This window comes from Pseudomonas sp. WS 5079, from assembly GCF_012985465.1.
Classification (GTDB): Bacteria; Pseudomonadota; Gammaproteobacteria; order Pseudomonadales; family Pseudomonadaceae; genus Aquipseudomonas.
Map to the genome: position 1 here is coordinate 43,794 of NZ_JAAQWN010000008.1, position 12,944 is coordinate 56,737.

Annotated in this window: 11 protein-coding genes; 7 read left to right on the forward strand and 4 right to left on the reverse strand. The window is 63.6% G+C overall.

Features of this window, described 5'->3' with window-relative positions:
- Window positions 1–30 precede the first annotated feature (30 nt).
- A complete protein-coding gene (locus tag HBO05_RS20910) occupies window positions 31–789 on the reverse strand; it encodes an alpha/beta fold hydrolase (protein WP_169952550.1) in 759 nt (252 codons plus the stop codon).
- Between the two features lie 312 nt (window positions 790–1,101).
- Between HBO05_RS20910 and HBO05_RS20915 the strand changes: the two genes are divergently transcribed.
- Window positions 1,102–1,653: an RNA polymerase factor sigma-70 gene (locus tag HBO05_RS20915; RefSeq protein ID WP_029298131.1), complete on the forward strand. Its 552-nt coding sequence runs from the start codon at window positions 1,102–1,104 to the stop codon at window positions 1,651–1,653.
- Window positions 1,654–1,830: 177 nt separating this feature from the next.
- On the opposite strand, the gene HBO05_RS20920 is transcribed toward HBO05_RS20915, so the two are convergent.
- From HBO05_RS20920 to HBO05_RS20930, 3 genes are all read right to left on the reverse strand, one after another.
- A complete protein-coding gene (locus HBO05_RS20920; protein ID WP_172313932.1) occupies window positions 1,831–2,844 on the reverse strand; it encodes a GNAT family N-acetyltransferase in 1,014 nt (337 codons plus the stop codon).
- Between the two features lie 81 nt (window positions 2,845–2,925).
- Window positions 2,926–3,723: a transporter substrate-binding domain-containing protein gene (locus HBO05_RS20925; protein WP_170042834.1), complete on the reverse strand. Its 798-nt coding sequence runs from the start codon at window positions 3,721–3,723 to the stop codon at window positions 2,926–2,928.
- 97 nt (window positions 3,724–3,820) lie between these two features.
- Window positions 3,821–4,444, reverse strand: coding sequence for a TetR/AcrR family transcriptional regulator (locus HBO05_RS20930; protein ID WP_169952556.1), 624 nt, complete (start codon window positions 4,442–4,444; stop codon window positions 3,821–3,823).
- 157 nt (window positions 4,445–4,601) lie between these two features.
- On the opposite strand from HBO05_RS20930, the gene HBO05_RS20935 reads away from it, so the two are divergent.
- The 6 genes from HBO05_RS20935 to HBO05_RS20960 all read left to right on the forward strand — a co-directional run bounded on the left by HBO05_RS20935 (window position 4,602) and on the right by HBO05_RS20960 (window position 12,924).
- The gene (locus HBO05_RS20935) at window positions 4,602–6,380 is read left to right on the forward strand and encodes an acyclic terpene utilization AtuA family protein (RefSeq protein ID WP_172313934.1); all 1,779 of its coding nucleotides are present in this window, start codon (window positions 4,602–4,604) and stop codon (window positions 6,378–6,380) included.
- 12 nt (window positions 6,381–6,392) lie between these two features.
- Window positions 6,393–7,265, forward strand: a complete 873-nt coding sequence (locus HBO05_RS20940; RefSeq protein WP_170042832.1) for an SDR family oxidoreductase — start codon at window positions 6,393–6,395, stop codon at window positions 7,263–7,265.
- 3 nt (window positions 7,266–7,268) lie between these two features.
- The gene (gene atuC, locus HBO05_RS20945) at window positions 7,269–8,885 is read left to right on the forward strand and encodes a geranyl-CoA carboxylase subunit beta (protein ID WP_170042831.1); all 1,617 of its coding nucleotides are present in this window, start codon (window positions 7,269–7,271) and stop codon (window positions 8,883–8,885) included.
- Between the two features lie 20 nt (window positions 8,886–8,905).
- Window positions 8,906–10,063 carry a citronellyl-CoA dehydrogenase gene (gene atuD / locus HBO05_RS20950; protein WP_172313936.1) on the forward strand — a complete coding sequence of 386 codons (1,158 nt, stop codon included), beginning with the start codon at window positions 8,906–8,908 and terminating at the stop codon, window positions 10,061–10,063.
- Window positions 10,060–10,842, forward strand: a complete 783-nt coding sequence (locus tag HBO05_RS20955; protein WP_172313938.1) for an enoyl-CoA hydratase/isomerase family protein — start codon at window positions 10,060–10,062, stop codon at window positions 10,840–10,842. The genes atuD and HBO05_RS20955 overlap by 4 nt, the downstream gene beginning before the upstream one ends.
- Window positions 10,843–10,989: 147 nt before the next feature.
- The gene (locus tag HBO05_RS20960) at window positions 10,990–12,924 is read left to right on the forward strand and encodes an acetyl/propionyl/methylcrotonyl-CoA carboxylase subunit alpha (RefSeq protein WP_172313940.1); all 1,935 of its coding nucleotides are present in this window, start codon (window positions 10,990–10,992) and stop codon (window positions 12,922–12,924) included.
- Window positions 12,925–12,944: the final 20 nt, after the last annotated feature.

The window sequence follows — 12,944 nt, forward strand, 5'->3', positions numbered from 1 at the left end:
GATAGAGGGCGTGGGCGTGTGGCGGCGTGTTCAGCCGGTCGCCAGGGCCGCCCGCCGTGCAGCGCCATGGCGCCAGCGGGTCAAATGTTCGTCGGCGTAGCGCCGCACGCAGCGCAGCAGCGAGCTTTGCTGCTGCACCAGGAAGAAGTGGTGCCCCTCGAACATGTCCAGGGAGAAACCGCTGGCAGTGTCTTCCTGCCAGTCGAGCAATTCGTCGGCGCGCACGTCATCCTGCTTGCCACCAAATACATGGATCGGCATCGACAGCGGCTCGCGCTCGCCGTACTGGAAGCTGCCGCACAAGAGGAAGTCGGCGCGCAGGATCGGCAATGTCAGCTGCATCAACTCGCGGTTGGCCAGGGCGTCCTCGGGGGTGCCCTTGAGCGTGCGCAGGCGCTCGATCAGTTGGGTGTCGTCTTTTTCCTCGGCGTATTCACTGACATCCCGGCGCGCCGGGCCGGCGGTGGCCGAGGCAAACAACGCCAGCGGCGCAGGCAGGCCGCGTTCGCGCAGGGCGTGGGCCAGCTCGAACGCCAGCAGGCCACCGAGGCTGTGGCCGAACAAGGCATAGGGGCCATCGAGTTCGGCGCTGATCTCGCCGGCCAATTGCGCGGCGAGCGCCTTGATATCGCGCTGCAAGGGTTCGTCCATGCGCATGCCACGCCCTGGCAACTCCAGCGGGCACACCTGCAACCACTCGGGTAACGCCCGGCGCCAGCGGCTGTAGAACATGGCGCTGGCGCCCGAATAGGGCAGGCAAAACAGGCGCAAGCGGGTCGACGTGCTCATCTCAGACCACCCCTGCCTGGAACGCTGGGTTCTCGCGATACAAACGCATGTCGTCGTCCTCCGGGTGCAAATCCATGGCCGGCGTGTTGGCTGGCCTGTCACCAATGAGAACGGATGGCACGGCAAAATAATTAGTCTGCAGGCCGGGGCCCGCACACAAAGAGATGCACCTCACAGTTTGCATTTCGGTATAAGATTAGTTCCACTTCTCATTTGACAATCATTATCATTAAGAATAATTTGTTGCCCGATGTGTAGGAGGCCTCAGCAGGGATGCCCTCCACTAACCTCATTTGCAGCAAGGTGATTTCCATGACGGAACAAGTATCCACAAGCAGGTGCGATTCACCGTTACTCCAGGCGTTTGTCGATAACCGGCTGATCCTGGTCAAGATCGCGGCGCGCATTACCGGCTGCCGTTCCCGCGCCGAAGACGTAGTGCAGGACGCCTACTTCAGACTGCAATCGGCGCCGCAGATCACCTCATCGTTCAAGGCGCAGCTGAGTTATCTGTTCCAGATCGTGCGCAACCTGGCTATCGACCACTACCGTAAACAGGCCCTGGAACTGAAATATTCCGGGACGGAAGAGGAAGGCTTGAATGTGGTTATTCATGGCGCTTCACCGGAAACCTCGCACATCAATTTTTCCACCCTGGAAAACATCGCCGACGCCCTGACCGAACTGCCCCAGCGCACGCGCTACGCGTTCGAGATGTACCGCCTGCATGGCGTGCCGCAGAAGGACATCGCCAAGGAACTGGGCGTGTCGCCGACCCTGGTCAACTTTATGATCCGCGATGCGCTGGTGCACTGTCGCAAGGTGTCGGGAACCCATAGCGATACCTTTGCCCGACGGGTCTGACCACCGGGCAAATGCAATGAGGGGTGAGCTTGTGTGGGAGCGGGCTTGTCGGATCGCCGCATCGCCGCGAAAGCAGTGGGTCAGGCAACATCAATGTTTGCTGGGCCGACGTCTTCGCGGCGATGCGGCGATCCGACAAGTCCGCTGCCACAGTTGATCTTCATTGCCCCGAAGATCTCAAGCCAACCCACACCGCTCAAAAAACCGCTCCCGCCCCAGAATCATCAGCGCCGCGCGCTTGTGGGGGAAATCGAATTCCTTCTCGCAGTGGAAGCACTGGTTCTGCATATGCCCGATCATCTTCCCATTGTCGGCCCTGGGCTCGGCTACCACGCGCTGGGTGCGCGGGTCGTCGAGAAACAGGTAGTGCACCAGCGCCGACAGCCAACTGGCAACCTTGTGCGGCCCGCGATGATGCTCCTCCCCCACCAGCATGTGGATACCGCGGTCGTAGTCGTCCACCTCATAGAACGGCGCGATGCGATCTTCCTTGGCCCAATACGCCTCGAAATAGGCAAAGGGCTCATCGTCGAAACAGCCGATCAGGGTCAGGGTATGCGGGTCGGCGGCAAGCTTGTGCAGATAGTCCCGGTGTTGCTCCAGGCTGCCGCTTTCCTGCCAGAAGTTGGCGACCCGCGTACTGTTCTGCCAGCGATTGAAGCGAGCCAGGTCCACATCGATCTCAAGCGTGCGCAGTGAGATCCACGCGCCCAGGCGTGCGTCAAAACGTCGGTAGACTTCACCCTGCGGCTTGGGCGCACGCAGCGGGTGGCGCTTGCCCATGCTGAAGATCATCTGCTGTGGATAGGCACCGCTCGACGGCTGGCCCAGCCAGGGCTGTGGCAATTGCCAGAACAGCGTGCGCTCGCAACGCAACTGCCCCGCCACGTCCGTGGCCAGCAGCAGGCCGCTGCGCAGGGCCTCATCCGGGGCGTGTTCGAGGTGCCAGAAGAGTTGCTGGCGCCCAGGCTCCCGTGCAAACAGCCAGTAACACGCGGCCCACACGGCCTGTACCGACGGCACCTCAGCGGGGTTTTGCAAATGCAGGTGCAACGCGTCGCCGCGCTCCAGGCGCAGGCGCACCAGGGGCTGGCCTGCAAGGGTCAGGGTCAGGCGGCTATCGCTTTCATCTGCGTTCAGGGCGGGCCCTGCCGGCAGTGGCAGGGCTGACAAATCTTGGAGATTGGGCATGGAAGGGGCTCACGGTAATCGTCGACAGTTAGACGAAGTGACGTGAACCAGCCGCAAAAATTTAAGACGCAGGTGTCGCGATCAGGGCGCGTCAGCCACCGGCAGCACATCGATGCGGTACGGTTCAAAGATCTTCACCAGTTCGCCGCTGTCGCGCAGGCCCTTGAGCAACGCGGCAAACGCCGGGCCGCTGATCGCCGCCTTGGGCCGCAGCAATGCGTAGTGGTGGTAGACCTGATCAATGCGCTCCGACACCAGGAACTGCCCGGCGGTGTCGACATTGCGCACCATGAAGTCGCTGAGGTAGGAGCGCGTCACCAGGGCGATATCCGCACGGCCCCGGGTGACCATCAGCAAGTTGCTGTCATGGGAATAGGTCAACGTGGCGTTGAACTGCGCGGCCATGGCCTTGGGGTCGGGGTTGAAGTTGGCAAAGGCGTAGTGATAACCGCTGAACACCGCCAGGCGCTTGCCCTTGAGGTCGGCGAAATACGCCTGGTCACGACCGGACTGGCGCTGGGCGACGAAAATCTCGGCGTCCTCCAGGCCCATGTCAACGCTGGTATGGGCAATATCCTGCCATCCCCACTGCGGGTTCTCGAAGATGGCCATGTCGACCCGACCCTGCTCGAAATCACGAAAGCGCCGGGGGATGGAAGTGGGTACCAGTACAAACTGGTAGTCACTCTGCGCACGGTTCAGTGCCTCCAGCAGTTGCGGCAGCAACCCGGTGTCGGCACCCTGCTCCGGGCGCACGGTATACGGCGGAAAATGCGCGGCACCGATCCGTACCAATTGGGCCGCCCAAACCTGCGTCTGCCACAAGGTGCCCATCGCCAACACTGTAAGTCCTGCAGCCAGCCGCCATGGCGAAAACATCAGGCACGCACCGTTCAAATCTGAATCTCGCTAAGCTAGGCGTTTTTGTCTGTAGAGACAACTTTCTACCCGACAATTAATGACCTGCGCTCCCCGCCTAATCGGCCTTGAGCACCAGCAGCAACGCCTCGTCGGCCAATTGTTCGAGGGTCATGCTGCCCTGGGCGCGGAACCAGGTCGTGGTCCAGGACAACGCCCCGGTCAGGAAACGCCGGGTGATAAACACGTCGCCCTTGATATAACCCGCCTGCTTGGCCTCGCCCAGCACTTGCAGCCAGATGTCTTCGTAGACATCGCGCAACGCCAGCACCTGGGCCTGCCCTTCTGCCGACAGCGAACGCCATTCGTACACCAGCACCGCCATGGCTTCGCCGCTGCCCCCCATGATCGACTGCAACTCGCAGCGAATCAGCGCCAGCACCCGCTCGCGCACATTGCTCGCTTGGGCCAGGGAGGCGCGCATCATCGCGGTGTTGTAGTGGATGGTTTCCTCCATCACCGCCCGCAGGATTTCGTCCTTGCTCTTGAAGTGGTGAAAGATGCTGCCGGACTGGATCCCCACCGCACTGGCCAGGTCACGCACGGTGGTGCGTTCAAAACCCTTGTTGCGAAACAGGTGAGCCGCGGTCTGCAGCAGCTTGCCCCGGGCGCTGTCGGGGTCGGTCAGTTGCCCGCCATCCACCATGCTGCGCATTACCTCCAGGGCTTTTTGCTCGTCCATGCTGCTCTCCTCAACTACTTTGATTGCGTCATGGCCGGCAATTTAGGCCGTGACAGCCACCCAAGCAAGCGCTTGGGCAGAAGTTGTGCTCCCAGTTTACAAACCAAGCGCTTGCTTGGTAGTCTCGACCCAGCGATTTTCCAGAGAAGGACTTTCCATGGACAAGACCGTTCGTATCGGCTGCGCCAGTGCATTCTGGGGCGACACCAGCACCGCCGCCGCGCAGTTGGTGCAAGGCGGCGCGCTGGACTACCTGGTGTTCGACTACCTGGCGGAAGTGACGATGTCGATCCTCGCCGGGGCGCGGATCAAAGACCCCCAGGCCGGCTACGCCACGGATTTCATCGAAGTGCTGGCGCCCTTGCTCGGCGATATCCAGCGCCAGGGCATCCGGGTGATCAGCAACGCCGGTGGCATCCACCCCCAGGCCTGCGCCGCCGCCTTGCAGGCCGCCTGCGACCAGGCCCGGGTGCCACTGAAAATCGCCGTGGTGCTGGGCGACGACCTGCAACCGCAGTTCAAGCAACTGCAGGGCATCGAGGATATGTTCAGCGGCGCGCCGTTGCCGGCGATGTGCGTGTCGACCAACGCCTACCTTGGCGCGCCGGGCATCGTCCAGGCCCTGCAACTGGGCGCCGATATCGTCATCACCGGGCGCGTGGTGGACAGCGCGGTGGTCAGCGCGGCCCTGGTGCATGAATTCAACTGGGCGTGGCAGGACTACGACCACCTGGCCCAGGCCGCGCTGGCCGGGCATATCATTGAATGTGGCGCGCAGTGCACCGGCGGCAACTTCACCGATTGGCGCCAGGTGCCGGACTACGAGCACATCGGTTTCCCGATTGTCGAAGTCAGCGCCGACGGCCAGTTCACCGTCAGCAAAGTGCCGGGCACAGGCGGCCTGATCAGCCAACTGAGCGTCGCCGAACAACTGCTGTATGAAATCGGCGACCCGCGCGCCTATCTGCTGCCGGATGTGATCTGCGACTTCAGCCAGGTCACCCTGGAACAACAAGGCGAAAACCGCGTGCGCCTGCGCGGCGCCAAGGGCCTGGCACCCACCGACCAGTACAAAGTCAGCGCCACCTACCCCGACGGTTTTCGCTGCACCGCCAGTTGCCTGCTGGCCGGCATCGATGCGGTGGCCAAGGCCGAGCGGGTCAGCCAGGCGATCATCAACAAGACCTCGCAGCTGTTCAGCCAACGCGGCTGGGCGCCCTACAGCGAGGTCAACATTGAATTGCTCGGCAGCGAAGCCACCTACGGCGCCCACGCCCGGCGCCAGGACTGCCGCGAAGTGGTGCTCAAGCTGGCGGTGCGCCACCCCAGCAAACAGGCGCTGGTGCTGTTCGCCCGGGAAATCGCCCAGGCAGCCACCGGCATGGCGCCGGGCCTGACCGGCATTGTCGGCGGCAGGCCCACGGTGTACCCACTGATCCGCCTGTTTTCATTCCTGATCGACAAGAGCGCGTGCCGTCTGAGCGTCGACTTCCAGGGCCAGTCCCACCCCTGCGAACTGCCTGCCAGCGCGGCCCTGGGTACGCCCCGCGCGCCCCTCGACCCGCCCAAGCCCGAAGGCCGCGCCGATGCCAGCGTGCCCCTGGTCAAACTGGCCGTGGCGCGCTCCGGTGACAAGGGCAATCACAGCAATATTGGCGTGATTGCGCGGCGGCCCGAATACCTGCCGTGGGTCGCCGAAGCATTGACCCCGGAGGTGATCGTCGACTGGATGAGCCATGTGCTCGACCCACTGCACGGGCGCGTCGAGCGCTGGTACCTGCCCGGCAGCCACAGCCTCAACTTCCTCCTCGAAAACGCCCTGGGCGGCGGCGGTATCGCCAGCCTGCGCATCGACCCGCAAGGCAAGGCCTTTGCCCAGCAACTGCTGGAAATCCCGATTGCCGTGCCCCGTCACCTCGCCGATCAACTCACCTAAGGAACTCCTGCCGTGGCCTTCGACTCGATCTTCAAAGCCGACCTGTTCCAGGGGCAAACCATTATCGTCACCGGCGGCGGCAGCGGGATTGGCCGTTGCACCGCCCATGAGCTGGCGGCACTCGGCGCCCATGTGGTGCTGGTGGGGCGCAAGCCGGAAAAACTGCAACAGGTCACCCAGGAAATCAGCGAGGACGGTGGCCGCGCCAGTTGGCAGGCCTGTGATATTCGCGATGAAGAGGCAGTGAAGGCACTGGTCAGCCAGGTCATCGAAGCGCACGGGCCGATCCACGGCCTGGTGAACAATGCGGGCGGCCAATACCCCTCGCCCCTGGCGTCGATCAATCAAAAAGGTTTTGAAACCGTGTTGCGCACCAATCTGGTGGGCGGTTTCCTGATGGCGCGGGAAGTGTTCAATCAGTCGATGAGCAAACACGGCGGTGCCATCGTCAACATGCTCGCCGACATGTGGGGCGGCATGCCCGGTATGGGCCACTCGGGCGCGGCGCGCGCGGGGATGGACAACTTCACCAAGACCGCCGCGTTCGAGTGGGGTTACGCCGGGGTGCGGGTCAACGCAGTGGCGCCGGGCTGGATCGCCTCCAGCGGCATGGACACCTACGAAGGCGCATTCAAGGCAGTGATCCCGACCCTGCGCGAACATGTGCCACTCAAGCGCATTGGCACCGAATCGGAAGTCAGCGCGGCGATTGTGTTTTTGCTCAGCCCCGCCGCCGCGTTCGTCAGCGGCAGCACGCTGCGCATCGACGGTGCGGCCAGCCTCGGCAGCCGCGCCTGGCCGCTGCACAAGGCCCAGCCGCCGAGCCCGTCGTTCAATGGTTTTCACCGCGCCTACCTGCCGGATGTGCTCAAGGAGGGCCAATAAACCATGCCGGTCATCGACTCCCAACTCGACACCCACAGCCCGCAGTTCGCCCAGAACCGCGAGGCCATGCTCAGCGCCATCAACCACCTGCGCCAACTGGAACAGAACCTGTTGGACAAGGCCGCCGAGGCCAAGGGCAAGTTCGACAAGCGCGGTCAACTGCTGCCCCGTGAGCGCCTCAACCTGTTGCTCGACCCCGGCGCTCCCTTCCTCGAACTGGCGAGCCTGGCCGGCTATAAGCTGCACGACGACAAGGACGGCAGCGCCGCCGGTGGTGGGCTGATTGCCGGTATCGGTTATGTCAGCGGCGTGCGCCTGCTGGTGGTGGCCAATAACAGCGCAATCAAGGGCGGGACGATCTCCCCCAGCGGCCTGAAGAAATCCCTGCGCCTGCAACAGATCGCCATGGAGAACAAACTGCCAGTGGTGACCCTGGCCGAAAGCGGCGGCGCCAACCTGAATTACGCAGCGGAGATTTTCGTCGAAGGCGCGCGCAGCTTTGCCAACCAGGCGCGGATGTCGGCCATGGGCCTGCCGCAGATCACCGTGGTGCACGGCTCGGCTACGGCCGGCGGGGCCTATCAGCCAGGGCTTTCGGATTACGTGGTGGTGGTGCGCGGCAAGGCCAAGCTGTTCCTGGCCGGCCCGCCGCTGCTCAAGGCCGCCACCGGCGAAGTGGCCACCGATGAGGAACTGGGCGGCGCCCAGATGCATGCGCAAACCGCCGGCACCGCCGAATACCTGGCACAAAACGACGCCGATGGGGTGCGTATCGTGCGCGAGATTGTCAGCCTGCTGCCCTGGGACGACCGGCTGCCGCCCCAGCCGGCGCGGGCCTATGCCGAGCCGCTGTATGCGATTGAGGAACTGCTGGGCTTGATCCCCGAGGACCCAAAAAAACCCTACGACGTACGGGAAATCATCGCGCGTATCGCCGACGCCTCCAACTTCCTGGAGTTCAAGGGCGAGTTCGATGCCCACACCGTCTGCGGCCACTTGCAGATCCAGGGCCGGGCCTGCGGGTTTATCGGCAACAACGGCCCGATCACGCCCAAGGGCGCGAGCAAGGCCGCGCAATTTATCCAGCTGTGCGACCAGAGCCAGACGCCGCTGCTGTTTTTCCACAACACCACCGGGTTTATGGTGGGCACCGAATCCGAACAGCAAGGCGTGATCAAGCACGGCGCGAAGATGATCCAGGCGGTGGCCAATGCCCGCGTGCCCAAGCTCACGGTGGTGGTCGGCGGTTCCTACGGCGCCGGCAACTATGCGATGTGCGGCCGTGGCCTGGACCCACGCTTTATCTTCGCCTGGCCCAACAGCCGCACCGCCGTGATGGGCGGCGCCCAGGCCGGCAAGGTGCTGCGCATTGTCACCGAGGCCAAGCAGTTGAAAGACGGCCTGGTGCCCGACCCCAAGGTGCTCGACATGCTCGAACAGGTCACCGCGCAGAAACTCGATAGCCAGTCCACGGCCCTGTATGGCAGCGCCAACCTGTGGGACGACGGGCTGATTGACCCGCGGGACACCCGCACGCTGCTGGGCTACCTGCTGGATATCTGCCAGCAAGCCCAGGTGCGCCAATTGCAACCCAACAGCTTCGGCGCCGCGCGCTTTTAACGATCAGGAGAACAATAAAAATGATCTTCACCCAGGAACACGAAGAGCTGCGCCGTACCGTACGGGGTTTTGTCGAACGCGAGATCAACCCCCACGTCGACGACTGGGAAAAAGCCGGGCGCTTTCCCATCCACGAGATTTTCCGCAAGGCCGGCGACCTCGGCCTGCTGGGCATTTCCAAGCCTGAGAAGTTCGGCGGCATGGGCCTGGACTACAGCTACTCGATTGTCGCCGCCGAAGAGTTCGGCACCATCCGCTGTGGCGGTATCCCCATGTCCATCGGCGTGCAGACCGATATGTGCACCCCGGCCCTCGCACGTTTTGGTTCCGATGAGCTGCGCGATGAGTTCCTGCGCCCGGCCATCAGCGGCGAACAAGTGGGCTGCATCGGCGTCTCGGAAACCGGTGCCGGCTCCGACGTGGCCGGCTTGAAAACTCACGCCCGCAAGGACGGCGACGACTACGTGATCAACGGCAGCAAGATGTGGATCACCAACTCCCCCAGCGCCAACTTTATCTGCCTGCTGGCCAATACCTCGGACGGCAAGCCCCATATCAACAAGTCGCTGATCATGGTGCCGATGAACACCCCCGGGATCAGCGTCAGCCCGCCCCTGGAAAAACTCGGCATGCACAGCTCGGAAACCGCCCAGGTGTTTTTCGATGATGTGCGCGTGCCCCAGCGCAACCGCATCGGCCATGAAGGCGCGGGGTTCATGATGCAAATGCTGCAATTTCAGGAGGAACGGCTGTTTGGCGCGGCCAATATGATCAAGGGCCTGGAGGCCTGCGTCGACAGCACCATCGCCTACTGCAAGGAACGCCAGACCTTCGGCAAGGCCCTGATCGACAACCAGGTGATCCACTTTCGCCTGGCCGAGCTGTCCACCGAGATCGAATGCCTGCGCGCGCTGGTCTACCAGGCCACCGAGCAATACATCAAGGGCCAGGACGTGACGCGGCTGGCCTCGATGGCCAAGCTCAAGGCCGGGCGCCTGGGCCGCGAAGTCAGCGACAGCTGCCTGCAATACTGGGGCGGCATGGGCTTTATGTGGGACAACCCGGTGGCCCGCGCCTATCGCGATGTGCGGCTGGTTTCGATTGGTGGCGGCGCCGACGAGATCATGCTGGGGATCATCTGCAAACTGATGGGCACGCTGCCGGGGAAAAAGTCGTGAACGCCTGTGAAACCCTGGTGCTGGAACCGCACAACGGCGTGCTGCACATCACCCTCAACCGCCCGCAGAGCCGCAATGCCATGAGCGTGCAGATGGTCAGCGAACTGCGCGCAGTACTGGCGGATGTCGCGCCTGACGAGCAGGTGCGGGCATTGGTGATCAGCGGCGCCGGCGGGCACTTCTGTGCAGGCGGCGATATCAAGGACATGAGCGGCGCGGGTAGCCGTGAAGGCTTGCGCGATCTGAACCGGGTGTTTGGCGCGCTGTTGCAGGAAGTCGAAGCGCTGCCGCAGGTGGTGATCGTGGTGTTGCAGGGCGCGGTGCTGGGCGGTGGGTTTGGCCTGGCGTGTGTCAGTGACATCGCCATCGCCGATCACCAGGCGCAGTTCGGCTTGCCGGAAACCAGTTTGGGCGTGCTGCCGGCGCAGATTGCGCCGTTTGTGGTGCGCCGCATCGGCCTGACCCAGGCCCGGCGCCTGGCGCTGACTGCGGCGCGGTTTGACGGGGTCGAGGCGCAGCGCCTGGGGCTGGTGCATTTTGTCGAGCATGACCCCCAAGGGTTGGCGCAGCGCCTGGATGAGGTGTTGGGGCAGGTATTGCGTTGTGCACCGCGCGCCAATGCGCAGACCAAGGCGCTGTTGCTCCAGAGCCTGGATCAACCGTTGGAACTGCTGCTGGATCAGGCTGCCGATTGGTTTGTTGAGGCGGTGACGGGGGAAGAAGGAATCGAGGGGACGCGGGCGTTTGTTCAGAAGCGCAAGGCCAGGTGGGTGAGTTGATCTTGAAAACACCACATTCCCTGTGGGAGCTGGCTTGCCTGCGATGCGGGCACCTCGGTCTGTCAGGGATACCGAGATGATGCAATCGCGGGCAGCCAGCTCCCCCACAAGCCAGCACCTGCGCAACCAATCAAACAGGGACCGAAAATGCCCAGTTTCAATAAAATACTGATCGCCAACCGCGGCGAAATCGCCTGCCGGATCCAGCGCACCGCCCAAGCCCTGGGCTACCGCACCGTGGCGGTCTATAGCGAGGCCGACGCCGACGCCCTGCACGTACACATGGCCGACGAAGCCGTGAACATCGGCCCAGCCCCGGTGCAGCAGTCGTACCTGAACATCCCGGCCATCCTCGAGGCCGCACGCCTCACCGGCGCGGACGCGGTGCACCCAGGCTATGGCTTTCTCTCGGAAAACCCGGAGTTCGCCAAGGCCTGCCTCGCCGCCGGCCTGGTGTTCATCGGGCCCAGTGCCCACGCCATCGAGTTGATGGGCAGCAAGCGCCTGTCGAAAATCGCCATGCTCGCCGCTGGTGTGCCGTGTATTGCCGGCTACCAGGGCAGCACGCAGGACGACGCCACCCTGCAAAGCGAAGCCGAGCGCATCGGTTACCCACTGATGATCAAGGCCAGTGCCGGCGGCGGCGGACGCGGCATGCGCCTGGTGCACACGGCTGCGCAGTTGCTCGAACAACTGCACACCGCACGCTCCGAAGCCCTCAATGCCTTTGGCAGCGACGAGTTGATTCTGGAGCAGGCACTGATCGCGCCGCGCCATGTGGAAATCCAGCTGTTCGGCGACGCCCACGGCAACCTGATCTACCTGGGCGAGCGTGATTGTTCGGTGCAGCGCCGCCATCAGAAGGTCATCGAAGAAGCGCCCTGCCCGGTCATGACCAGCGAGCTGCGCCAGGCCATGGGCGAAGCGGCGCTCAAGGCCGGGCGCGCCGTGGAGTATGTCGGCGCCGGCACCGTGGAGTTCCTGCTGGACCGGGACGGACGCTTCTATTTCCTGGAGATGAACACCCGCCTGCAGGTGGAACACCCGGTCACCGAACTGATCACCGGCCTGGACCTGGTGGACTGGCAACTGCAAATCGCCGCCGGCCAGCCCCTGCCCTTGCGCCAGGAACAAGTGACGCTGAGCGGGCACGCCATGGAGGTGCGCCTGTACGCCGAGGACCCGGCCCAGGGTTTCCTGCCACAAACCGGCGAGGTACTGCGCTGGGAGCCGGCTGCCGGGGTGCGGGTCGATCATGGCTTGCTGGCCTCCCAGCGCATCAGCCCGTTTTATGACCCGATGCTGGGCAAGATCATCGCCCACGGCGCCACCCGCGAAGAGGCGCGGCGCAAGCTGCTGCGCGCGGTGCAGGACTGCGTTCTGCTGGGGATCGCCAGCAATCAGCGCTTACTGGTGGACTTGCTCGAGCACCCGCAGTTTGTCGCGGCGGATTTCAGCACCGGGTTCATCGCCGAACACTTCAGCGACATTGCCCGCCCCGCCATCAGCGACGAACAACTGGCAGTGGCCGCCGCACTGTTCTATCGGCACAGCGCGGCAGCGCATCACCCTGCCCTGGCGGGCTGGCGCAACAATGCCAGCGTGCCCTGGACCTATCGCCTGGGTGTTGATGAGCAGCGTCATGAGGTCAGCGTGCGGGTATTGGCGCAGGATCACGTGCAAGTCGGCGCTGTCGATATCCACATCAAGGGCAGCGACGGGCGCTGGGCCAGCCTGGTCATCAACGGCATCCGGCGGCGGCTTGCCTATCACCTGCACGGCTCCCAGCTCTGGCTGTTGTACTCAGGTCACAGCCTGTGCGTGAGCAACCAGACGCAAACCGTGGCCAGTCGGGAAGAGGCCGCCAGCAGCGGCACGGTCAAGGCGCCGATGGACGGTGCCATCACCCTGCTGCAGGTGCAGGAGGGGGATGTGGTGAGCAAGGGCCAACTGTTGCTGGTGCTTGAAGCGATGAAAATGGAGCACCCGCTCAAGGCAGGGATCGATGGGGTGGTCAAGGCCATTGCAGTCACCGCCGGCGATCAAGTGCGTAATCGCCAGGTATTGCTGCAGATCGAGTAGCCCTGGGCGGAACTACCAGG

What these genes read in the sequence shown, in the direction of transcription:
- HBO05_RS20920 (WP_172313932.1), bottom strand. Translation starts at nt 2,844, where the DNA reads ATGCCCAATCTCCAAGATTTGTCAGCCCTGCCACTGCCGGCAGGGCCC.
- HBO05_RS20925 (WP_170042834.1), bottom strand. Translation starts at nt 3,723, where the DNA reads ATGTTTTCGCCATGGCGGCTGGCTGCAGGACTTACAGTGTTGGCGATG.
- HBO05_RS20935 (WP_172313934.1), top strand. Translation starts at nt 4,602, where the DNA reads ATGGACAAGACCGTTCGTATCGGCTGCGCCAGTGCATTCTGGGGCGAC.
- atuC (WP_170042831.1), top strand. Translation starts at nt 7,269, where the DNA reads ATGCCGGTCATCGACTCCCAACTCGACACCCACAGCCCGCAGTTCGCC.
- HBO05_RS20960 (WP_172313940.1), top strand. Translation starts at nt 10,990, where the DNA reads ATGCCCAGTTTCAATAAAATACTGATCGCCAACCGCGGCGAAATCGCC.
- HBO05_RS20915 (WP_029298131.1), top strand. Translation starts at nt 1,102, where the DNA reads ATGACGGAACAAGTATCCACAAGCAGGTGCGATTCACCGTTACTCCAG.
- HBO05_RS20910 (WP_169952550.1), bottom strand. Translation starts at nt 789, where the DNA reads ATGAGCACGTCGACCCGCTTGCGCCTGTTTTGCCTGCCCTATTCGGGC.
- atuD (WP_172313936.1), top strand. Translation starts at nt 8,906, where the DNA reads ATGATCTTCACCCAGGAACACGAAGAGCTGCGCCGTACCGTACGGGGT.
- HBO05_RS20930 (WP_169952556.1), bottom strand. Translation starts at nt 4,444, where the DNA reads ATGGACGAGCAAAAAGCCCTGGAGGTAATGCGCAGCATGGTGGATGGC.